19 protein-coding genes are annotated in these 21,743 nt (G+C 72.7%); 15 read left to right on the top strand and 4 right to left on the bottom strand.

Going from position 1 to position 21,743, the window contains the following annotated elements; genetic code table 11:
* Positions 1-55: 55 nt before the first annotated feature.
* Positions 56-1,351: a YihY/virulence factor BrkB family protein gene (locus OG286_RS29240; RefSeq protein ID WP_396319244.1), complete on the bottom strand. Its 1,296-nt coding sequence runs from the start codon at positions 1,349-1,351 to the stop codon at positions 56-58.
* 175 nt (positions 1,352-1,526) lie between these two features.
* On the opposite strand from OG286_RS29240, the gene OG286_RS29235 reads away from it, so the two are divergent.
* From OG286_RS29235 to OG286_RS29180, 12 genes are all read left to right on the top strand, one after another.
* Entirely contained in the window at positions 1,527-1,610 is an 84-nt protein-coding gene (locus OG286_RS29235; RefSeq protein WP_353963037.1) for a putative leader peptide, read from the top strand.
* A gap of 199 nt (positions 1,611-1,809) precedes the next feature.
* Positions 1,810-3,534: a nitrite/sulfite reductase gene (locus OG286_RS29230; RefSeq protein WP_396319245.1), complete on the top strand. Its 1,725-nt coding sequence runs from the start codon at positions 1,810-1,812 to the stop codon at positions 3,532-3,534.
* A gap of 150 nt (positions 3,535-3,684) precedes the next feature.
* Entirely contained in the window at positions 3,685-3,864 is a 180-nt protein-coding gene (locus OG286_RS29225) for a hypothetical protein (protein ID WP_396319246.1), read from the top strand.
* Entirely contained in the window at positions 3,861-4,562 is a 702-nt protein-coding gene (locus OG286_RS29220) for a phosphoadenylyl-sulfate reductase (RefSeq protein ID WP_396319247.1), read from the top strand. The genes OG286_RS29225 and OG286_RS29220 overlap by 4 nt, the downstream gene beginning before the upstream one ends.
* Before the next feature lie 76 nt (positions 4,563-4,638).
* Entirely contained in the window at positions 4,639-5,199 is a 561-nt protein-coding gene (cysC, locus tag OG286_RS29215) for an adenylyl-sulfate kinase (protein ID WP_396319639.1), read from the top strand.
* Entirely contained in the window at positions 5,196-6,134 is a 939-nt protein-coding gene (cysD, locus tag OG286_RS29210; protein ID WP_396319248.1) for a sulfate adenylyltransferase subunit CysD, read from the top strand. The genes cysC and cysD overlap by 4 nt, the downstream gene beginning before the upstream one ends.
* On the top strand, positions 6,135-7,469 hold the full coding sequence (locus OG286_RS29205) for a sulfate adenylyltransferase subunit 1 (protein WP_396319249.1): 1,335 nt from the start codon (positions 6,135-6,137) through the stop codon (positions 7,467-7,469).
* A 271-nt stretch (positions 7,470-7,740) separates the two neighbouring features.
* Positions 7,741-8,925, top strand: coding sequence for an aliphatic sulfonate ABC transporter substrate-binding protein (locus tag OG286_RS29200; protein WP_396319250.1), 1,185 nt, complete (start codon positions 7,741-7,743; stop codon positions 8,923-8,925).
* A gap of 221 nt (positions 8,926-9,146) precedes the next feature.
* Positions 9,147-9,950, top strand: a complete 804-nt coding sequence (locus OG286_RS29195) for an ABC transporter ATP-binding protein (RefSeq protein WP_396319251.1) — start codon at positions 9,147-9,149, stop codon at positions 9,948-9,950.
* Entirely contained in the window at positions 9,937-10,839 is a 903-nt protein-coding gene (locus OG286_RS29190) for an ABC transporter permease (protein WP_396319252.1), read from the top strand. Before OG286_RS29195 ends, OG286_RS29190 begins: the two co-directional genes overlap by 14 nt.
* Positions 10,840-10,849: 10 nt before the next feature.
* Positions 10,850-11,629 (top strand): sirohydrochlorin chelatase, encoded by a 780-nt coding sequence (locus OG286_RS29185; RefSeq protein ID WP_396319253.1) that lies wholly within the window; start codon positions 10,850-10,852, stop codon positions 11,627-11,629.
* Between the two features lie 42 nt (positions 11,630-11,671).
* On the top strand, positions 11,672-11,911 hold the full coding sequence (locus OG286_RS29180; RefSeq protein ID WP_396319254.1) for a hypothetical protein: 240 nt from the start codon (positions 11,672-11,674) through the stop codon (positions 11,909-11,911).
* 163 nt (positions 11,912-12,074) lie between these two features.
* Here OG286_RS29180 and OG286_RS29175 read toward each other — a convergent pair whose 3' ends face one another.
* The 3 genes from OG286_RS29175 to OG286_RS29165 all read right to left on the bottom strand — a co-directional run bounded on the left by OG286_RS29175 (position 12,075) and on the right by OG286_RS29165 (position 16,576).
* Complete coding sequence (locus OG286_RS29175; protein WP_396319255.1) at positions 12,075-13,742, bottom strand: DEAD/DEAH box helicase; 1,668 nt, start codon at positions 13,740-13,742, stop codon at positions 12,075-12,077.
* 158 nt (positions 13,743-13,900) lie between these two features.
* Positions 13,901-14,104 (bottom strand): cold-shock protein, encoded by a 204-nt coding sequence (locus OG286_RS29170; protein ID WP_148645627.1) that lies wholly within the window; start codon positions 14,102-14,104, stop codon positions 13,901-13,903.
* Positions 14,105-14,401: 297 nt separating this feature from the next.
* On the bottom strand, positions 14,402-16,576 hold the full coding sequence (locus OG286_RS29165) for an MMPL family transporter (RefSeq protein WP_396319256.1): 2,175 nt from the start codon (positions 16,574-16,576) through the stop codon (positions 14,402-14,404).
* Positions 16,577-17,114: 538 nt separating this feature from the next.
* On the opposite strand from OG286_RS29165, the gene OG286_RS29160 reads away from it, so the two are divergent.
* From OG286_RS29160 to OG286_RS29150, 3 genes are all read left to right on the top strand, one after another.
* Complete coding sequence (locus OG286_RS29160) at positions 17,115-19,343, top strand: MMPL family transporter (RefSeq protein WP_396319640.1); 2,229 nt, start codon at positions 17,115-17,117, stop codon at positions 19,341-19,343.
* A gap of 145 nt (positions 19,344-19,488) precedes the next feature.
* On the top strand, positions 19,489-20,382 hold the full coding sequence (locus OG286_RS29155) for a phosphotransferase enzyme family protein (RefSeq protein WP_396319257.1): 894 nt from the start codon (positions 19,489-19,491) through the stop codon (positions 20,380-20,382).
* A gap of 172 nt (positions 20,383-20,554) precedes the next feature.
* Positions 20,555-21,610: a polysaccharide deacetylase family protein gene (locus OG286_RS29150; RefSeq protein WP_396319258.1), complete on the top strand. Its 1,056-nt coding sequence runs from the start codon at positions 20,555-20,557 to the stop codon at positions 21,608-21,610.
* Positions 21,611-21,743 lie beyond the last annotated feature (133 nt).

Genomic DNA, 21,743 nt, shown 5'->3' with positions numbered 1-21,743 from the left:
AGCTGCACGGTGATCGGCCTGCTGATGGCGGTGTCGGCGGCGCGGCCGCGGTGGGTCAGCGCTGGTCCCACGGCGGCCGGGGCGGGTGGCCGGGCAGCGGGTGTTCGGGCGGCGGCGCGGTCGGCCGGTCGCTGTCCGGGGGCGGCGGGGCCGGCCGGTGGTGCGGGCCGCCGCCGCGGGTGGTGAGCCGGGCCCGGACGTTGTCGGCCGCGAGCACGTCGGCCCAGCGCTCCGGGTACTCGGAGGGCACGTCGACGTCCTCGCCCTCCTCCTCCCAGTACTCCTCCTCGGCACCCTCGCCGAGGCCCAGCTCGCGTGCCCGCCGGGCGCGTTCGACGGCGCGCCGGGCGGCGACCTCGCGGACCACGGCCGCGGCCGCCTCCTCGTGGGCGCGCTCGTTCTCGGCGCGGGCGTCGGCGGTCTCCAGGGTGGGCCAGCGGCGGTCTATGGCGGCGTTCATCGCGGCGCCGATCAGCACCGCGAGCGCGACCACGAAGATCCAGAGCAGGACGGCCACCGGCGCGGCCAGCGAGCCGTACGCCGACCGGCCCTCGACCGAGCTGACCAGGTACAGCCGGAGGCCCACGCTGCAGAAGACCAGGACGACCAGGGCCACCAGGGCACCGGGGATGTCCTCGCGCCACGGGGTGGAGACCGGCACGGCCAGGTGGTAGAGCGTGGTGAGCGAGACGATCAGCAGCAGGATCGCGAACGGCCAGTAGAGCGCGTTGACCACGGTCGCGAGGTCCTGCACGGCGTTCTGCACCAGGCCGGGCCCGGCCAGCAGCAGCGGCAGCACCAGGGAGCCGATCAGCAGCGCACCGAGGTAGAGGCCGAGTGACATCAGCCGGGTCTTGACGATGCCGCGCTTGCCGTCGAGGCCGTACATCACGGTGATGGTGTCGATGAAGATGTAGAGCGCCCGGGAGCCGGACCAGAGCGAGAGCAGGAAGCCGATCGAGACCAGGTCGGGCCGGGTGTGGTTGAAGACCTCGTCCAGCAGCGGGACGACGACCTCCTTGATGGACGAGTCCGACAGGACCGTCCCGGAGGCCGTGAGGATGTCCTGCTTGAGCTTGTCGATCGTGCCCGCGCCGAGGAAGTCGTCCAGGTAACCGAGGGTGCCGGCCAGGCAGAGCAGCAGCGGCGGGATGGACAGCAGGGTGAAGAACGCCGCCTCGGCGGCGAGGCCGGTGACCCGGTACTCGACACAGGTGTTGGTGGTGTCCTTGACCAGGGCCCAGGCCGTACTGCGCCAGGTGACCTGCTTGGCCGCCCGCCGGGAGCCCCTGCCCCGACGACGGGAGGGCCGCTCGGGGTTCGGTCTCGTCGTTTCGCCTGCTGGTTGCACAGGGCTAACGGTATCGGGCCGGGACGGGTCCGTTGATCTCCGTGTCGGACGGCGGTCACCGGGCGCCGGACCGGCGAGCGGCGGGAACGCCCAGGCATCTCGAGATGCGAAACCTTTGCGTCCAGGATGCGGACGTTAGTGGACCGCACGTCGTGCGCCGTGCGAATCTCTTGCCATGCCTAGCGCCGGAACCACCCTAGTAGGTCGACTCCACGTCGATCTCCTTCGCGTGTCCAGCGCCATGTGTCCGGTGATCTGAGCCCCACCCCGCCGCCACCCACCGCACCCGGCGCCACCACCCTCGCCATCCCCGCTGAAGCGGATGCGCAGGCGCCCGCCCGGCCCCGGCCACTGCTCTCCCGGCCCTGACAAACCAGCAGGTCACAGCAGCACCGTACCGCCGTGCACGTCCAGCGACCCACCCGGCGTCAGAGCCACCTGCCCCGAAGGACTTCACCATGGCCACCACTCCCGAGACCGCCGAGCCCACGGCCGACAGCGCCGCCGCGCGCCGTCCCGCCGCGCCGCGCAAGGTGACCCGCCACCGCGGTGAGGGCCAGTGGGGCATGGGGCACTTCACTCCTCTGAACGCCAACGAGCAGTTCAAGAAGGATGACGACGGTCTCAATGTGCGGACACGTATTGAGACGATCTACGCGCACCGCGGCTTCGACTCGATCGACCCCGCCGACCTGCGCGGCCGGATGCGCTGGTGGGGTCTGTACACCCAGCGCAAGGAGGGCATCGACGGCGGCAAGACCGCGATCCTGGACCCGCACGAGCTGGACGCCGAGTACTTCATGCTCCGGGTCCGCATCGACGGCGGCCGGCTGACCGTCGCCCAGCTCAAGGCGATCGCCGAGGTCTCCGAGCTGTACGGCCGCAACACCGCGGACCTGACCGACCGGCAGAACGTCCAGTACCACTGGATCCGGATCGAGGACGTCCCGGCGATCTGGCAGAAGCTGGAGGCCGTCGGGCTCTCCACCACCGAGGCCTGCGGCGACACCCCCCGCGTCATCCTCGGCTCCCCGGTGGCCGGCATCGCCGAGGACGAGATCATCGACGGCACCCCCGCCATCGAGGAGATCCAGCGCCGGTTCATCGGCAACAAGGACTTCTCCAACCTGCCGCGCAAGTTCAAGTCCGCCGTCTCCGGCTCCCCGCTGCTGGACGTCGCACACGAGATCAACGACATCGCCTTCGTCGGCGTCGTCCACCCCGAGCACGGCCCCGGCTTCGACCTCTGGGTCGGCGGCGGCCTCTCCACCAACCCCAAGCTCGGCGTCCGCCTGGGCGCGTGGGTCCCGCTGGACGAGGTCGCGGACGTCTACGGCGGCGTGATCGGCATCTTCCGCGACTACGGCTACCGCCGGCTGCGCAACCGCGCCCGGCTGAAGTTCCTGGTCGCCGACTGGGGCGTGGAGAAGTTCCGCCAGGTCCTGGAGGACGAGTACCTCAAGTACCGGCTGGTCGACGGCCCCGCGCCGAAGGAGCCCGGCGGCCGCTGGCGCGACCACGTCGGCGTGCACCGGCAGAAGGACGGCAAGTACTACGTCGGCTTCGCGCCGCGGGTCGGCCGGGTCGACGGCAGGCTGCTCGGGCAGATCGCCGACCTCGCCGCCGCCCACGGCAGCGACCGGCTGCGCACCACCGCCGAGCAGAAGATGCTCGTCCTCGACATCGCCGAGGACCAGGTGGAGTCCCTGGTGGCCGGCCTGGAGGCGCTGGACCTGCGGGTCACCCCGTCGCCGTTCCGCCGCGGCACCATGGCCTGCACCGGCATCGAGTACTGCAAGCTCGCCATCGTCGAGACCAAGGAGCGCGGCCGCACGCTCATCGACGAGCTGGAGAAGCGCCTGCCCGACTTCGAGGAGCCGCTGACCATCAACATCAACGGCTGCCCGAACGCCTGCGCCCGCATCCAGGTCGCGGACATCGGTCTCAAGGGCCAGTTGGTGACCGGCGAGAACGGCGAGCAGGTCGAGGGCTACCAGGTCCACCTGGGCGGCGCGCTCGGGCTGGAGGCCGGCTTCGGCCGCAAGGTCCGCGGCCTCAAGGTCACCAAGGACGGCCTGCCCGACTACGTCGAGCGCGTCCTGACCCGCTACCAGGCCGACCGCGCCGAGGGCGAGCGCTTCGCCCAGTGGACGGCCCGGGCCAGTGAGGAGCAGCTGTCGTGAGTGAGCGGAGCGAGCGAGCCGATGAAGAGGGGCGTGTCTCGCGAAGCGGACGCCGAGCGAAGCGAGGTGGGCAATGAGTGAGCGGAGCGAGCGAGCCGATGAAGAGGGGCGTGTCTCGCGAAGCGGACGCCGAGCGAAGCGAGGTGGGCAATGAGTGAGCGAGCCGCCCCGTTCTTCTGCCCGTACTGCGGGGACGAGGACCTGCGCCCGTCCGAGGCCGGGCACGGCGCCTGGGAGTGCCACGGCTGCCGCCGGGCCTTCCAGTTGAAGTTCCTCGGCCTGCTCTCGCCGGCCAACGGCGGTCCGACCGGCGGGGGGTCCGCGGAATGACCGGCACGACGAACGACTACGAGGCGATCGCCACCGCCGCCGGCCGCGAGCTGGAGGAGGCGACCCCGCAGGAGATCCTGAAGTGGGCCGCCGACACCTTCGGCAAGCGGTTCTGCGTCACCTCCTCCATGGAGGACGCGGTCGTCGCCCACCTCGCCTCCTCGGTCTTCCCCGGCGTGGACGTGGTGTTCCTGGACACCGGCTACCACTTCGCGGAGACCATCGGTACCCGGGACGCGATGGCCGCGGTGATGCCGGTCAACGTCATCACCCTCAAGCCGCTGCAGACCGTGGCCGAGCAGGACGCCCGGTACGGGCCCCACCTGCACGACCGCGACCCGGACCTCTGCTGCTCGCTGCGGAAGGTCGAGCCGCTGAACCGCGGCCTCGGCGGCTACGACGCCTGGGCCACCGGGCTGCGCCGCGACGAGTCGCCGACCCGGGCCGACACCCCCGTCGTCGCCTGGGACGCCAAGCGCCGCAAGGTCAAGATCGCCCCGATCGCCCGCTGGACGCAGAAGGACGTGGACACCTACGTCAACGCCAACGGCGTCCTGCTCAACCCGCTGCTGTGGGAGGGGTACACGTCGGTCGGCTGCTCGCCGCTCTCCTGCACCCGCAAGCCCGCCGAGGGCGAGGACGCCCGGGCCGGCCGCTGGTCCGGCTCCGGCAAGACCGAGTGCGGCATCCACCTCTGACCCACCGTCAACACCCGTCTGGAGACACCCCGTGACCACCACCACCGTGAGCCGCCGCGGCTCCGTCGCAGATGCTGTGGCGGCCCCCGCGGCCGCCCCCTGCGAGCGCGGCGCCACCGTGTGGCTGACCGGGCTGCCGAGCGCCGGCAAGACCACGCTCGCCTTCGCCCTGGCCGAGCGGCTGCGCGCCGAGGGCCACAGGGTCGAGGTCCTGGACGGCGACGAGATCCGCGAGTTCCTCTCCAAGGGGCTCGGCTTCACCCGCGAGGACCGGCACACCAACGTCACCCGGATCGGCTTCGTCGCCGAGAAGCTCGCCGCCAACGGCGTCAAGGTGCTCGCCCCGGTGATCGCCCCCTACGCGGACTCCCGCGCGGCGGTCCGCGACCGGCACACCGCCCACGGCACCGAGTTCCTGGAGATCCACGTCGCCACCCCGGTCGAGCTCTGCGCCGAGCGCGACGTCAAGGGGCTCTACGCCAAGCAGGCGGCCGGCGAACTCTCCGGCCTGACCGGCGTGGACGACCCGTACGAGGCCCCCGCGGAGCCGGAGCTGCGACTGCAGACCCAGGGCCGCGAGGTGGCCGAGAGCGCCGCCGAGCTGCACGCCTTCCTGACCGAGAGGGGTCTCGCATGACCACCGCGACCGACAGCCTGATCCCGACTCAGGAGAACCCTTTCGCGCTGTCCCACCTGGACGCGCTCGAGGCCGAGTCGGTGCACATCTTCCGTGAGGTCGCGGGGGAGTTCGAGCGTCCGGTGATCCTCTTCTCCGGCGGCAAGGACTCCATCGTCATGCTGCACCTGGCGCTCAAGGCCTTCTGGCCGGCCGCCGTCCCCTTCTCGCTGCTGCACGTCGACACCGGCCACAACTTCCCCGAGGTCATCGAGTACCGCGACCGGGTCGCGGCGAGGCACAACCTGCGCCTGCACGTCGCCCACGTCCAGGACTTCATCGACGACGGCCGGCTGCGCGAGCGCCCCGACGGCACCCGCAACCCGCTGCAGACCGTGCCCCTGCTCGACGCCATCGAGTCCCACAAGTTCGACGCGGTGTTCGGCGGCGGCCGCCGCGACGAGGAGAAGGCCCGCGCCAAGGAGCGCGTCTTCTCCCTGCGCGACGAGTTCGGCGCCTGGGACCCCCGCCGCCAGCGCCCCGAGCTCTGGTCGCTCTACAACGGCCGCCACGCCGCCGGCGAGCACGTGCGCGTCTTCCCGCTCTCCAACTGGACCGAGCTGGACGTCTGGCAGTACATCGAGCGCGAGGGCATCGAGCTCCCGGAGATCTACTACGCGCACGAGCGCGACGTCTTCTCCCGCGACGGCATGTGGCTGACCGCCGGCGAGTGGGGCGGCCCCAAGGAGAGCGAGCCGGTCCAGCGGCGCCTGATCCGCTACCGCACGGTCGGCGACATGTCCTGCACCGGAGCGGTCGACTCCGACGCCACCGACATCCAGGCCGTCATCGCCGAGATCGCCGCCAGCCGCCTCACCGAACGCGGCGCCACCCGGGCCGACGACAAGCTCTCCGAGGCCGCGATGGAAGACCGCAAGCGCGAGGGATACTTCTAAATGAGCACCACCACCGAGACCAGCGCCACCTCCCTGCTGCGCTTCGCCACCGCCGGCTCCGTCGACGACGGCAAGTCCACCCTGGTCGGCCGCCTGCTGCACGACTCCAAGTCCGTGCTGGCCGACCAGCTGGAGGCCGTCGAACGCGCCTCCCTCAGCCGCGGCCAGGAGACACCCGACCTCGCACTGCTCACCGACGGCCTGCGCGCCGAACGCGAGCAGGGCATCACCATCGACGTCGCCTACCGCTACTTCGCCACCCCCCGGCGGCGGTTCATCCTCGCCGACACCCCCGGGCACGTGCAGTACACCCGCAACATGGTGACCGGCGCCTCCACCGCCGAGCTGGCCGTCGTCCTGGTCGACGCCCGCAACGGCGTGGTCGAGCAGACGCGCCGCCACGCCGCCGTCGCCGCGCTGCTGCGCGTGCCGCACGTGGTGCTGGCCGTCAACAAGATGGACCTGGTCGAGTACGCGGAGCCCGTCTTCGCCGCCATCGCCGAGGAGTTCACCGCCTACGCCGCCTCGCTCGGCGTCAGGGACGTGGTGGCCGTCCCGATCTCGGCCCTCGCCGGCGACAACGTGGTCGAACCCTCCGCCCACATGGACTGGTACGGCGGCCCGACCCTGCTGGAGCACCTGGAGACGGTGCCGGTCGGCACCGACCCGAGCGCCGAGCCGGCCCGCTTCCCCGTCCAGTACGTGATCCGCCCGCAGACCGACGAGCACCCCGACTACCGCGGCTACGCGGGCCAGTTGGCCTCCGGCGTGCTGCGCGTCGGCGACCCGGTGACGGTGCTGCCCTCCGGCCACACCACCACCGTCGCCGGCATCGACGCACTCGGCCGGGAAACGGACATCGCCTGGGCCCCCCAGTCGGTCACCGTCCGCCTCGCCGACGACATCGACATCTCCCGCGGCGACCTGATCGCGGCCGGCCCCGCCACGCTGCCCACCAAGGACATCGAGGCCACCGTCAGCCACCTCAGCGAGCGCCCGCTGCGCACCGGCGACAAGGTCCTGCTCAAGCACACCACCCGCACCGTGCGCGCACTGGTCAAGGAGATCAGCTACCGGATCGACATCACCGCGCCGGTCAGCGACAGGGGCCTCGAACAGCGTTCCGCCCCCGAGGGGTTGAACGTCAACGACATCGGCCACGTGGTGCTGCGCACCGCCGAGCCGCTGGCACTCGACGGCTACTCCGACAACCGCCGCACCGGCTCGTTCCTGCTGATCGACCCGGCCGACGGCACCACCCTCACCGCCGGCATGGCGGGCGAGGCCTTCGAGACCGTACGCACCACCGACCCCGACGAGGAGGACTGGGTCTGATGCCCAGCGAGGCGTTCTCGGGCATGGACAAGGAAGGCGGCCGCATCGGCAGCGGCGTCCTCGGCAGCGGCCAGGGCGGCCTGACGCGATGTGTGGGCCGACGGGGCTGACACGCAGCCCCGTCACCGGGCCGGCCGCTGTCCCTCCCCACAGCAGGCACAGCGACGCCGCCCGGCTTGCCCGGCATCCCCCGATGCCGCAAGCACCGCCTTGACCGATCTCCCTCCCGAGACCGCCTTCTGACGGTCCGTCCGTGAACAGGACTCCGCCCATGGCACCGAACCAGGCACTCCTCCATAGCCCCGCAAGCCCCGCCGCCGGCCGGATCAGACGCTCCGCCGCGGCCGCCGTGGCCGGCCTCACCGCCGTGGCGCTGCTCTCGGCCTGCGGCTACGGCTCGAAGAGCGACGACAAGAAGGCCGCGACGGCGGCCGCGGCCGGTGATTCCGCCTCCGGCGCGAAGCTCTCCGCCGACACGGTCAGGATCGGCTACTTCGCCAACCTGACCCACGGCACCCCGCTGGTCGGCCTCCAGGAGGGCCTGTTCCAGAAGGAACTGGGCGCCACCCAGGTCAAGACCCAGGTCTTCAACGCGGGCCCGGCCGAGATCGAGGCGCTGAACGCCGGCTCCATCGACATCGGCTGGATCGGCCCCTCCCCGGCGATCAACGGCTTCACCAAGTCCGAGGGCAAGTCGCTGAAGATCATCAGCGGTTCGGCCTCCGGCGGCGTGAAGCTGGTGGTCAACCCGGACAAGATCGCCACCCTGGACGACCTCAAGGGCAAGAAGATCGCCACCCCGCAGCTGGGCAACACCCAGGACGTGGCGCTCCTCAACTACCTGGCCGGCAAGGGCTACAAGGTCGATCCCTCGTCCGGCGCCGGCGACGTGAGCGTGGTGCGCACCGACAACAAGGTCACCCCGGACGCCTACAAGCAGGGCTCGATCGACGGTGCCTGGGTGCCCGAGCCCACCGCGTCCAAGCTGGTCACCCTCGGCGCGAAGGTCCTGCTCAACGAGAAGGACGTCTGGCCGGACAAGAAGTTCGTGATCACCAACATCATCGTCTCGCAGAAGTTCCTCGGTGAGCACCCGGACGTGGTGGAGGCCGTGCTGCGCGGCTCGGTGAACACCAACGCCTTCATCAAGGCCAACCCGGACAAGGCCAAGGCCGACGCCAACGAGGCCATCAAGAAGGAGGCCGGCAACGCGCTGGAGCCGGCCGTCCTCGACCCGGCCTGGCAGGACATCGACTTCCTGGACGACCCGCTGGCCTCCACCCTGCAGGCCGAGGCCGACCACGCCGTCACGGCGGGTCTGCTCAAGCTGCCCAAATCCAGTACCGCTGGCGCGGGGGCGAACCTGAACGGCATCTACGACCTCACGCTGCTCAACAAGGTGCTCGCGGCCAAGGGCCAGAGCCCCGTGGCGGACGCCGGCCTCGGCGCCAAGTAGCAGCGGTCGTACCGCACGGCCCACACCCGAGCTCCGCGGTCCGGACCCCCGCCCGCCCGGTCGATGCCCGATCGATGCCCCAAGCACACGGGACGGGCGGGGCCCGGACCCCGGCCCCGAACCCCGCCACCCTCCCTCCTGGCCCGCCGACCGGCCGGAGGAGCCCATGACCGCCCCCGGCCTCCGGCTGGGAGGTGCCCCCAGATGCAGGAGGTGTCCGGATGACCCCGGCACTGACCACCTCGGACGACGCCGCCGGCGTCGGCACCCGCGGCGGCTCGCCCGCCGTCCGGATCTCGCACGTGCACAAGTCCTTCGGCCGTCCCGGCGCGCAGACGCACGTCCTGGACGACATCACCCTCGACGTCGCGCCCGGCGAGTTCGTCACGCTGCTCGGCGCCTCGGGCTGCGGTAAGTCCACCCTGCTCAACCTGGTCGCCGACCTCGACAAGCCCACCCGCGGCACGATCGAGGTGACCGGGGGTCGTCCCGCGCTGATGTTCCAGGAGCACGCGCTGTTCCCCTGGCTCACGGCCGGCAAGAACATCGAACTCGCCCTCAAGCTCGCCGGCGTCCCCCGCCCCGAGCGCCGGGCCGAGGCCGAGCGGCTGCTCGAACTGGTCCGCCTCCAGGGCTCCTACGGCAAGCGCGTGCACGAGCTCTCCGGCGGCATGCGCCAGCGCGTCGCTATGGCCCGCGCGCTCGCCCAGGGCGGTTCGGTGCTGCTCATGGACGAGCCGTTCGCCGCGCTCGACGCCATCACCCGGGACGTCCTGCACGACGAGATCACCCGGATCTGGGCCGAACGCAAGCTCTCCGTCCTGTTCGTCACACACAACGTGCGGGAGGCCGTCCGGCTCGCCCAGCGCGTGGTGCTGCTCTCCTCCCGCCCGGGCCGGGTCGCCCGTGAGTGGCGGATCGACCTGCCGCAGCCGCGCCGGATCGAGTCCTCCGGCGTCGCCGACCTGTCCATCGAGATCACCGAAGAACTGCGTGGGGAGATCCGTCGCCATGGCCAGCACTGACACCACCCCCGTCCTCGAGAAGAGCCCCGCGTCCGACACCGCCGACGTCGGCGCCGGCCTGGACGCGCTGGACACCGTCTCCGCGCAGCGCAGCTCCACCGCCGAGGTGTTCCGGCAGAAGGCGCTGCCGCCGCTGCTCGGCGTGGTCCTGGTGCTCGCCCTCTGGCAGGGCGCCTACAGCCTGCACCTCACCAGCGCCTACAAGCTGCCCAGTCCGACCGACGTCTGGAACGCCGCCGGGGACCTCTGGACCGCCGGCACGCTGTTCTCGATCATCTGGACCAGCGTCTGGCGCGGCCTGTCCGGCTTCCTGATAGCGCTCGTCATCGGCACCCCGATCGGCCTGCTGGTCGCCAGGGTCAAGCCGGTGCGGGCCGCGCTCGGCCCCGTCCTCTCCGGACTCCAGTCGCTGCCCTCGGTCGCCTGGGTGCCGGCCGCGGTCATCTGGCTCGGCATCAACGACTCGATGATGTACGCGGTCATCCTGCTCGGCGCCGTCCCGTCCATCGCCAACGGCCTGGTGGCCGGCATCGACCAGGTGCCGCCGCTGTTCCTGCGCGCCGGGCGGACCATCGGCGCCACCGGCCTCGCGGGCGCCCGGCACATCCTGCTGCCGGCCGCGCTGCCCGGCTACCTGGCCGGCCTCAAGCAGGGCTGGGCGTTCTCCTGGCGCTCGCTGATGGCCGCCGAACTGGTCGCCTCCTCCCCCGACCTGGGCCTCGGCCTCGGCCGGTACCTGGAGAACCAGCGCGAGTTCTCCGACATGGCGGGTGTGCTGCTCGGCATCATCCTCATCCTGTTCGTCGGCATCGCCATCGAACTGCTCGTCTTCACCCCGGTCGAGCGCCGGGTCCTGCGCAACCGCGGCCTGCTCGCCGCCGTCAAGTAAGGCTCCCACCGTGCACGAAGGCCGGCTGTCCGTCGCCCCCGCCACCCCGGTGGCGGCGGGCGGTCCCGCCCTGCTGCTGATCGCCCACGGCAGCCGCGACCCCCGCCACGCCGCGACGGTGGCCGCCCTGGTCGCCCGGGTGCGGGCGCTGCGGCCCGGGCTGGACGTCGCCACCGCCTACCTGGACCACTGCGCCCCGCGGATCCCGCAGGTGGTCTCCCGGCTCTCCGCCGCCGTGGCCGTCCCGCTGCTGCTCAACCGGGCCTTCCACGCCAAGCACGACATCCCCGCCGCCCTGCGTGCGACCGGCGCCGGCCTTCCGGTCGCCGATGTCCTCGGCCCGTCCCCGCTGCTGCTCGCCGCACTGGACCGCCGCCTCGCCGAGGCCGGGCTCGACCTCGCCTCCCCCGCCGTCCGTGCCCGCACCGGCGTCGTCCTCGCCGCGGCCGGCTCCTCCGACCCGGCCGCCGACGCCGCCACCCGCGCCGTCGCCGCCGAGTGGCGGCGCACCCGCGGCTGGGCCGGCGTCGAGGTCGCGTATGCCTCCGCCGCCGGCCCCCGCGTCCCCGACGCCGTCGCCGCCCTGCGCGCCACCGGCGCCCGCACCGTGGCCGTCGCCCCCTACCTCCTGGCCCCCGGCCTCCTCCCCGACCGCATCGCCGGGGCCGCCGCCGGCGCCGACCTGCTGGCGGCCGTCCTCGGCGCCGCCCCCGAGGTGGCCGAGCTGCTGCTGGAGCGCTACGACGACGCGCGCGCCCGCGCCCGGGTGCTCCCCGCGCTCACCGCCTGAACGCGGGCCCGGCACCGCCGCAGGGCCGCCCGCGGCTCACGTGTGGTCCAGGACGCCCAGTGGCCCGCGCCGGCCGTCGTCCTGGACGCCGACTGGGACGTCCGGGCCTGGAACCCGGGCGCGGAGGCGCTGTTCGGGTTCTCCCGCCGACCGCCGGAGGAGTGCAACGCGGCCTGGGTGGTGTTCACCGATCCGGTCCACCGGGCCCGGGTCGTCGGCTGGGAGGAGCACGCCCGGCGGCTGCTGGCGGAGCTGCGGTCGGCCTACGCCGAGCGCGGCTGATCGGGCGGCTGCGGGCGCAGTGGGCCAGCCGCCGCGCGGGAGGCGGGGCGCCGGGGCCCGGCGGCGGGGGCGTGGCGGCGGAACGGCGGACGGCCCGGCTCCCCCCGCGAGGGGGAGCCGGGCCGTCGTTCGAAGCCGGTCGCCCGGCGTTCGGTGCTCGGCGTCAGTCGGCCTTGCGGCGCTGGCGGCCGGTGCCGTAGTTGGAGCCGGACTTGGTGCCGGAGCCGGGCGTGGCACGCCCCGAGGAGCGGCCGATGAACCCGGCGGCCTGGCGGGTGCCGCCGCCGCCCTGACCGCCGCCGGCACCGCCGATGCGCTGCTTCGGGCGGGGGCGGCGCGGGTTGCCGTTCATGTCCACGTCGGTGGGCAGGCCGGAGCGCTTGCCGGGCCGGCGGCGGGGCGCGCCGTTGCCGGCCGCCTTGCCCTCGGCGGCGGGCGCCGCGGCCGGCGCCGGGACGGCCACGCTGACGGGCACGCCGCTGGGCGTGCGGGCGCCGGTGATCCGGCTCAGCTCGGCGTCACCCGGGCGGATCTTGGTGGTGGTCGGGCGGATGCCGGCCACCGTCATCAGCCGGCTGACCTCGCGCCGCTGGTCGGGCAGGACCAGGGTGACGACGGTGCCGGACTCGCCGGCCCGGGCGGTGCGGCCGCCGCGGTGCAGGTAGTCCTTGTGGTCGATCGGCGGGTCGACGTTGACGACCATGTCGAGGCCGTCGATGTGGATGCCGCGGGCGGCGACGTTGGTGGCGATCAGCGCGGTCACGTGGCCGTCGCGGAACTGGTCGAGCACCCGGTTGCGCTGCGGCTGGGACTTGCCGCCGTGCAGCGCGGCGGCCTTCACGCCGTTGGCCAGCAGTTGCTTGGCGAGGCGGTCGGCGCCGTGCTTGGTGTGCACGAACATGATCAGCCGGCCGTCGCGGGAGGCGATGTGCGCGGTGGCGGAGGCCTTGTCGGCCGGGTCCAGCTGGAGCACGTGGTGGTCCATGGTGGTGACCGCGCCGGCCGACGGGTCGACCGAGTGGGTCACCGGGTCGGTCAGGAAGCGCTTGACCAGGCGGTCCACGTTGCGGTCCAGGGTGGCGGAGAACAGCATCCGCTGACCGCCCTCGGCGACCTGCTCCAGCAGCTTGGTGACCTGCGGCAGGAAGCCCATGTCGGCCATCTGGTCGGCCTCGTCGAGGACGGTGATGGCCACGTCCGAGAGCACGACGTCGCCCCGGTTGATCAGGTCGTCCAGCCGGCCCGGGGTGGCCACCAGCACCTCGGCGCCGCGGCGCACGGCGTTGGCCTGGCGGGTGATCGACATGCCGCCGACGACGGTGGCGATCCGCAGGTTGACGGCGGTCGCGTACGGGGTGAGCGCCTCGGTGACCTGCTGGGCCAGCTCGCGGGTGGGCGTCAGGATGAGCGCCAGCGGGTGCCGGGCGTCGGCGCGCTTGCCGGCGGTGCGGGCGAGCAGCGAGAGGCCGAAGGCGAGCGTCTTGCCGGAGCCGGTGCGGCCGCGGCCGAGCACGTCGCGGCCGGCGATGGAGTCCGGCAGGGTGGCGGCCTGGATCGGGAACGGCTCGGTGACGCCCTCGCGGGTGAGCGCGTTCAGGATGCCCTTGGGCAGTTCCAGCTCGGCGAAGCTCGCCGCCGGCGGGCGGGCCGGGGTGCCCTCGACGACGGTGAAGTCGGCGGGCGCCTGGGCCGCGGAACGCGGGGCGTTGCGGCGCTGGCCACGGGGGGCGTCACCGCGGGCTCCACCGGTGGCGCGGGGGGCGCCGCCGTTGCGGCTGCGGGGCTTGCGGGTGCGGTCGCCGTCACGGGGCGAGCGGGCAGGGGTGGTCACGGAGTCTCCGTCCGATGGAAGGCACAGCCCCTGTCGGGGCTGGTCGGCCGTCGGGATGGAGTTCGCCGCCCCGGCCGTTCGGCGGCATGCGCGAGGGCCCGCACCGTGCGGTACGGGCCCTCGCTACGCGAGATCGCGAGTCAGCTCGGAAGCCGGACTCAGATGACGCGGATGTTCTCGGCCTGCGGGCCCTTCTGGCCCTGCGTGACGTCGAACTCGACCTTCTGGCCCTCGACGAGCTCACGGAAGCCCTGGGCGTTGATGTTCGAGTAGTGGGCGAACACGTCAGCGCCGCCACCGTCCTGCTCGATGAAGCCGAAGCCCTTTTCGCTGTTGAACCACTTCACGGTGCCGGTAGCCATAACCGTCTCCTCATAAAACTGGGGCATCAGGGTCCACACCTCGTGAACCCCAAGTAGCCGCGATCCCCATCCGGAGACTGAAACACCGGACAAAACAAATGCGCCTGTTGGGTTGAACCAGCAGGCGCACACAAACGTTCATGGGAACCAAAACTGCAACTGCTCCGACTGTAGCACGAGGGCACCCCGATTGACCGGGGACTTTTTGCCGACCACGTCACGTTTGCCGCCGCACGGAAAGGGGCAAGCGGCGCCCGCCGGAGCGGACGCCGCGTGCCTGCCGTGCACCGGGGACGGTCAGTGCCGTCCGGCCGGCTCCGGCACACCATGCGGACCGGCCACCGGGGTGGGGCCGGACTGGTGCTGGTCGTCGGCGCCGTGGCCGGGCCACCAGGCGGCGCGGCCGATCAGCGCGGTGAGCGCCGGGGTGAAGAAGAGCGCCATCACGAAGGCCGCCAGGAAGATGCCGAAGGCCATCGCGAAGCCGAACTCCAGCATGAAGACGTTGCCCGCGAGCATGAAGGTCGCGAACGACGCCGCCAGGATGAACCCGGCCGCCGCGACGGTCGGGCCGCCGTGGCGCAGCGCCTCACGGGCCGCCTCACGCGGGTTGCGGCCCGCGCGGGCCTCCTCCCGCAGACGCGCGATGATCAGGATGTTGTAGTCCGTCCCGATCGCCACCACGAAGAGGTAGATGAGGATCGGCAGCATGAACATCAGGCCGGACTCGCTGCCCAGCTTCTGGAAGAGCAGCGTGGCGGCACCGAGGGTGGCCGAGAAGCCGAGGCCGACCGAGGCCATCAGGTACCAGGGGGCGACCACGCTGCGCAGCTGGAGGCCCAGGATCAGCAGGATCAGCAGACCCGCGATCGGGAAGACCAGCTTGTAGTCGTGGGTCATCGCGAGGTTGATGTCCTTGTAGACGGCGGTCAGACCGCCGACCTTCGCCTCCGTGCCGGCCGGCGCCTCGCCGTGTGCGACGTCCCGCAGGTCGGTGACCGAGTCGATCGCGGCGTTGCTCGCCGGCTCGTTCTTGAGCAGGACGGTGAAGTCGGCCGTCCGGCCGTCCTCGCTGAGCTGAGGCTTCGCCGCCACCGGCGAAACCCCGGCCACCCCGCTGAGCTTGGCGGCGTAGGCCTCGAACTTGGCCGGGTCGAGCTTGGCGCTGCTGTTGCTCGTCAGGTAGACGTGGCTCGGGTCGGCCGCGCCGGCCGAGAAGCCGTTCATCAGCTTGTCCTGGACGACCATCGACTCCTTGTCCTTGGGCATGGAGCTGCCCGCGAGGTCGAAGGTGCCGCTGTAGCCGAGGGCGCCGGCCGACAGCGCCAGCAGCACGCCGCCGGAGGCCAGGGCGACCATGCCCGGGCGCTTCTCGACCATGCGGCCGAGCGCGGCGAAGCGTGCGTTGCCGGGCTCGTTCATCCACTTCTTGCCCGGCCAGAACACGGCGCGCGCCGGGATGACCGTGAGCACGGCCGGGGCCAGGGTGAGCGCGGCGAACGCGGTGACGACCACGGCGATGGCCAGGGCCGGGCCGAGCGCCTTGAACATGCCGAGGCTGGAGAGGATCAGCACCGCGAAGGCGACGGTGACGGCTCCGGCCGCCGAGGCGATGGCCTCGCCGACCCGGCCGACCGCGTTGGCCACGGCCTCCTTGCGCTCGTCACCGGCTCGCAGCCGCTCGCGGTAGCGGAACGCCAGGAAGAGGAAGTAGTCGGTGCCGACGCCGAGCACGACGACGATCAGGATCGCCGAGAGCACCGGGGTGCTCTCCAGGCCGAAGGCCTTGGTCGCGTAGGCGATCACGCCGTTGGACGTCGGCATGGCGACGGCCAGCGAGATCAGGATCGGCAGGAATCCGGCCAGGATGCTGCGGAAGATGATCCCGACGATGAGCGCGACCAGGACGACCGTCGACATCGCGATGAGGGCGTCGGCGGAGCCGGAGGACTCCTTCTGGTCCAGGGCCTGAGCGGCGGCGCCACCGAGCTGGAACTTCAGGTCGGTCCCCGAGGCGAGCGACTTGCCCTCCTCGCGGAGGTTCTTGGCGGTCTCGCCGAACTCGTCGGACTGCTGCGTCTTCTTGTCGATCGCGATCGGCGCGAGCGCGTACTTGCCGTCCTTGGACGTCGTCTGCTCGCCGACCGGGATGATCGTCTCGACGTTCTTGATCTTCTTGTCCGTGAGGCCCTGGACGATCTTGGCCATCGCGGCCTTGTCGGCGTCGTTCATCGCGCCGCCGTCGTTGCGCTCGAAGAGCGCCAGGGCGGAGGGCGTGAAGCTGGCCGGGAACGCCTTCTCCTGGAGCGCCGAGGCCTGGATGGACTCGTAGTGCTTCGGGAGGAAGGAAGCCTCGTCGGTCTGCGCGGTGATCTTCGGCGCCGTGGCCACGATCGCGATCATCGCGACGACCCACGCCGCGATCACCCACCAGGCGCGGCGGACGACAAATTGTCCTAGTCGGTGGAACATGCTCGTGATGCCTCCTGGGCATGGTTCACCGCCAGCCCTTGGGGGACGGGACGTCGGGCGACGGAGGACCGGCAGGGCATGGCGACGAGGCCCGCCCCTAGCCGGTCGGCAGGTAAGTGAGTCTGAGGACATCATCCTACGAGTACTTGCTTGCCGCCCGGCAAGCGGCCCCCGTAAAGCCGACCCCCTCGGGGAACGCCCATCGGCGCCCCACACCATCTTGACCCGCCGCCTGGCCTCTTGACCTCGTGCTCGGGGTGGAGACAGCTCCCCCTCAGGGTGGACGTCGTACCCGGCCCCAAGGAGGAGAAGTCAGGGTTCCCCGGTAGGGATAACCCCACCCCTCCCCCCGGGCAGACCCCAGGGAGAACTCCCCCGCCAGCCGGATACCCCGCCAACCTCCCCTTTTCTACTGTCGGTTGAGACGCCGGACCCACAGCCGGCGCCCGATACCGGCGACCCGCCCGACCTCTCGGCCGGCCACCGCCGCTCTCCCAGGGGGATTCCCGTGAAGACCAGGCTCGGCACAGCTGCCGCCATGGGCGCCTGGAGCGCCCGGCACAGAAAGACGGCCGTCTTCGGCTGGCTGCTCTTCGTCGTCCTCGCCGCCTGCCTCGGCGGCGTGCACGGCAGTACCGAGGTCAAGGAGTCCGAGGCGATGCCGGGCCAGGTCTCCCGCGCGGCCAGGATCCTCGACGACGCCGGGCTGAAGTCCCCGGCGAGCGAGACCGTCCTGGTCCAGAGTGCCACGCTCGCCGCCGACGACCCGGCCTTCCGGGCCGCCGTCGAGCAGGTGATCACCGGCGTCGGCGCCACCGGCAAGGCCGCCGACGTCCGCTCCCCCTACGACACCCGGGCGGTCTCGCCGGACGGCCACTCGGCGCTCGTCCAGCTGACGCTCACGGGGGAGCACGAGGACGCCGTCAAGAACGTCCCGGCCGTCCTGGACGCCGTCGCCGCCGTGCAGAAGCAGCACCCCGGCCTCACCGTGGTCGAGCTCGGCGACGCCAGCTCCGGCAAGTGGATCGACGAGCAGTTCTCCGACGACTTCGCCCGCGCCGAGTGGACGGCCGTGCCGCTCGCCCTCGGCATCCTGCTGGTCGCCTTCGGCGCACTGGTCGCCGCCGTCCTGCCCGTCGTGCTCGCCATCACCGCCTTCGTCGCGGCCGGCGGACTGGTCGCGCTGAGCAGCGGGTTCCTGCACACCAGCAACAACGCCAGCTCGGTGATGCTGCTGGTCGGCCTCGCCGTCGGCGTCGACTACTGCCTCTTCTACCTGCGCCGCGAGCGCGAGGAGCGGGCCGCCGGGCGGGACCTGGAGACGGCGCTGAGGATCGCCGCCGCCACCAGCGGCCGGGCCGTCCTGGTCTCCGGCGTCACCGTGGTGGTCGCCATGGCCGGCATGTTCCTCACCGGTATCGCCGAGTTCCAGGCCATGTCCTACGCCACCATCGTGGTCGTCGTCACCGCGGTGCTCGGTTCGCTCACCGTGCTGCCCGCGCTGCTCTCGATGCTCGGCGACCGGGTCGAGAAGGGCCGCGTCCCCTTCCTCGCCGAGCTGCGCCGCGCCGACACCGCCCCCTCCGGCGGCCGGGTCTGGAACGCGATCCTCACCCCGGTGCTGCGCCGCCCGCTCGCCGCCACCGTCCTGGCCGGCGCGCTGCTGGTCGGCCTGGCCGCACCGCTGGTCACCATGCACACCGCCAACCTCACGTTCCAGCAGCAACTGCCCGAGGGCAACGCGCTGGTCGCCGCCTCGCAGAAGATCGAGGCGGCCTTCCCCGGCAGCCCGGCACCCGCCACCGTGGTGATCAAGGCCGCCGACATCGACTCCCCGGCGATGACCGCCGCCATCGCCGGCCTCAAGGAGAAGGCGCTGGCCAGCGGGCGGATGCACGGCCCGGTGGAGGTCACCGTCCACCCCGACAAGAACATCGCCACCGTCGACATCCCGCTCAACGGCAGCGGCAACGACGCGACCAGCAACGCCGCCCTGAAGACCCTGCGCACCGAGATCGTCCCCGCCACCGTGCTCCGGGTGGCCGGCACCGAGGCCCCGGTCACCGGGCGCACCGCCGGCTCGTACGACTTCAACGAGAAGATGACCGGCTCGATGCCGCTGGTCTTCGGCTTCGTGGTGGCCTTCGCCTTCCTGCTGATGCTCACCTCGTTCCGCTCCCTGGCCGTCGCCGCCACCGCCGTGGTGCTCAACCTGCTCTCGGTCGGCGCCGCCTACGGGGTGCTGACGCTGGTCTTCCAGCACGGCGTGGGCGCCTCGCTGATGGGCACCGCCGGGGTCGGCGCGGTCGAGTCCTGGGTGCCGCTCTTCCTCTTCGTGATCCTCTTCGGCCTCTCGATGGACTACCACGTCTTCGTCGTCTCCCGGATCAAGGAGGGCCGCGACCGGGGCCTGCCGACCCGGACCGCCATCGCGCACGGCATCCGCTCCACGGCCGGGGTGGTCACCAGCGCCGCGGTGATCATGGTGGCGGTGTTCGCGGTCTTCGGCACCCTCTCGATGCAGGCGATGAAGCAGATGGGCGTCGGCCTGGCGGTCGCCGTGCTGATCGACGCGACGCTCATCCGCGCGGTGCTGCTGCCCTCGGTGATGACCCTGCTCGGCGAGCGCAACTGGTACCTGCCGTCCTGGCTGCGGTGGCTGCCCGACCTCTCGCACGGCGAGTCCTTCCCGCCGGTCGGCGCCCACGGCCCGGCCGCGCCGGCGCCCGCCACCGACGGCGCCCGCCACCGCCGGATCGCCGTCTGATCCCGCGGCAGTACGACGACGCATCAGGGCCGGGCCCCGCATCACGCGGGGCCCGGCCCGCGTTTGCCAGAATGATCACCGTCCCGCAGGGCCCGGCACGTGCCACCGGACCCGCCCTCCCCGCCACCACGGAACGGAGTCCGCCATGCTCCCCTTCGAGGAGGGCCGCGCCCGGCTGCTGCTCGCCCACGCCTGTGAGTCCGCCGGCCTGCCCGGCCCCGGCGACGCCCGGCTGCTCGCCCTCGGCGAGAACGCCGTCTTCGACCTCGGCGACCCGGCCGTGGTCGCCAAGGTCGGCCGCGGCCCCGAGCTGTACGAGCGCGCGCACCACGAACTCGCCGTCGCCCACTGGCTGGCCGGCCGGGGTGTCCCCGTGGTCCGCCCCTACGACGGCGTGCCGCCCGAGCCGCAGATCGCCCACGGACACCCCGTCACCTTCTGGCACCGGCTCGCACCCGCCGTCCGGCCGGCCCGGCCCGCCGACCTCGCGCCGCTGCTGCGCGCCCTGCACCGGCTCCCCCCACCGCCCTTCCCGCTCGACCGCCGTGACCTCCTCGCCCCGGTCGAGCGCTGGCTCGCCTCCGCCGAAGGGCACGTCGACCCGGCCGACGTCGCCTTCCTGCGCCACCGCCGGGACGCCTTCGCGGCCGCCCTGCCCGACCTCCCCCCGCACCTGCCGGCCGGTGTGATCCACGGCGACGCGCTGCCGCGCAACGTGCACGTCGGCCCGGACGGGCCCGTCCTGCTCGACCTGGAGAACGTCTCGCACGACCTGCGCGAGCACGACCTGGTCGTGCTGGCGCTCAGCCACGACCGGTACGGCGTCCCGGCCGAGGAGTACGGGGCGTTCACCGCGGGGTACGGCTGGGACGTCCGGGAGTGGTCCGGTTTCGCGGTGCTGCGCGGCGCCCGGGAGACGGCCAGCGCCTCCTGGGTGGCGCAGCAGGCGCCGGGCAACCCGGCCGCGCTCGCCGAGTTCCGCCGCCGGGTGGAGTCGCTGCGCACAGGGGCGACGGACGTGCGCTGGTACCCGTTCTGACGGCTGTGCGGCTCCTCGCCCGCGCCCTTGCGGGTGTCCTTGAGGGCGTCCCCGCGGGCGTCCTTGTGGAGCGCAACCGGGCGTGGTCGGATCGGCGTCCTATCTGACAGTCAGCCCGAAACGGCCTGACCCAGGGGATCGGGATCACCTCCGCACCCGAGGAGCCGCAGACATGCCCGAACACGCCACCTCGCAGCGCGCCTCGTCGTCCGCCCGTCACCGCCGCCGACCGCTGGTCGCGGGCTGCATCGCGGTGGCCGCCGCCCTGGGCCTGACCGCCTGCGGCACCGCCAACGGCGCGCTCCAGCCGCAGCCGAGCGTCACCGCGTCGGGTCCGGTCACGCCGGCGCCCTCGGCTTCGTCTCCCGCCGCCCCGGCCTCCTCCCCCGGCGGCCCCACCTCGCCCGGGCCGTCCTCCTCCACGCCGGTCGCGCCGAGCGAACCCGGCACACCGGGCACACCGAAGCCGACCGCGCCCAAGCCCCCGCCGCCGAGCACCTCCAAGCCGCCGACGCACGCTCCGGCGCAGAGCCCCGCGCAGGGCCCGACGCACGCTCCGGCCACCCCGCCGGCCACCCGTCCGCCCACCACGACGCCGGCCCCGCCCCCGCCGCCCGCGAGCGGGGTGTCCACCTCGGTGGTCAGCTCCACGGCCTCCGGCGGCCGGACGGTCGCCCTCACCTTCGACGACGGCCCCGGCCCGGCCACCGGCCCGGTCCTCGACCTGCTCGCCCGGTACGGCGTGCGGGCGACGTTCTGCCTGGTCGGCCAACAGGCCTCCGCCAACCCGGCGTTGGTCAAGCGGATCGTCGCCGGCGGCCACCGGCTCTGCGATCACACCGTCGACCACCCGCAGCCGTTCGCCGCGCTCTCGCACGACCGGGCCGTGTACGAGATCTCCGAGGGCAAGGACATGATCGTCCAGGCCGGCGGCCCGGGCACCAAGGTCTCCTGGTTCCGCGCGCCCGGCGGCGGGTTCACCGCCGACAACCAGCGGATCGCCGCCGACCTCGGCCTGCGCCCCCTCGGCTGGTCCGTCGACCCGCGCGACTGGTCCCGCCCCGGCGTCGCGTCGATCGTCTCCACCGTGAAGAGCCAACTCAGGCCCGGCGGCGTGGTCCTGATGCACGACGGCGGCGGCGACCGCAGCCAGACCGTCGCCGCGCTGAAGCAGCTGCTGCCCTGGCTGGTCGTCCAGGGCTACCACGTCGACTTCCCGGCGAGCTGACCGGTTCGTCCGACGCATCCGTGCGGCCGGCCAAGCCCACCGCCACAGGAGCCCCGCCCGGCATCCGCGCGGCGCCGTCGAGCACCGGATGCCGGCCTCCCCCGTCCTCGCGCCCGACCTGCTCGACGCCCCG

It is taken from the genome of Kitasatospora sp. NBC_00039, from assembly GCF_045160625.1.
GTDB lineage: Bacteria > Actinomycetota > Actinomycetes > Streptomycetales > Streptomycetaceae > Kitasatospora.
Note: the sequence above shows the minus strand (reverse complement) of the source record. Positions and strands in the feature narration are given on the sequence as shown.

Coding starts and splice junctions, on each gene's coding strand:
- OG286_RS29225 (WP_396319246.1), top strand. CDS start 3,685: ATGAGTGAGCGAGCCGCCCCGTTCTTCTGCCCGTACTGCGGGGACGAG.
- cysD (WP_396319248.1), top strand. CDS start 5,196: ATGACCACCGCGACCGACAGCCTGATCCCGACTCAGGAGAACCCTTTC.
- OG286_RS29230 (WP_396319245.1), top strand. CDS start 1,810: ATGGCCACCACTCCCGAGACCGCCGAGCCCACGGCCGACAGCGCCGCC.
- OG286_RS29165 (WP_396319256.1), bottom strand. CDS start 16,576: ATGTTCCACCGACTAGGACAATTTGTCGTCCGCCGCGCCTGGTGGGTG.
- OG286_RS29150 (WP_396319258.1), top strand. CDS start 20,555: ATGCCCGAACACGCCACCTCGCAGCGCGCCTCGTCGTCCGCCCGTCAC.
- OG286_RS29195 (WP_396319251.1), top strand. CDS start 9,147: ATGACCCCGGCACTGACCACCTCGGACGACGCCGCCGGCGTCGGCACC.
- OG286_RS29160 (WP_396319640.1), top strand. CDS start 17,115: ATGGGCGCCTGGAGCGCCCGGCACAGAAAGACGGCCGTCTTCGGCTGG.
- OG286_RS29190 (WP_396319252.1), top strand. CDS start 9,937: ATGGCCAGCACTGACACCACCCCCGTCCTCGAGAAGAGCCCCGCGTCC.
- OG286_RS29200 (WP_396319250.1), top strand. CDS start 7,741: ATGGCACCGAACCAGGCACTCCTCCATAGCCCCGCAAGCCCCGCCGCC.
- OG286_RS29155 (WP_396319257.1), top strand. CDS start 19,489: ATGCTCCCCTTCGAGGAGGGCCGCGCCCGGCTGCTGCTCGCCCACGCC.
- OG286_RS29235 (WP_353963037.1), top strand. CDS start 1,527: ATGCCTAGCGCCGGAACCACCCTAGTAGGTCGACTCCACGTCGATCTC.
- OG286_RS29205 (WP_396319249.1), top strand. CDS start 6,135: ATGAGCACCACCACCGAGACCAGCGCCACCTCCCTGCTGCGCTTCGCC.
- OG286_RS29170 (WP_148645627.1), bottom strand. CDS start 14,104: ATGGCTACCGGCACCGTGAAGTGGTTCAACAGCGAAAAGGGCTTCGGC.
- OG286_RS29220 (WP_396319247.1), top strand. CDS start 3,861: ATGACCGGCACGACGAACGACTACGAGGCGATCGCCACCGCCGCCGGC.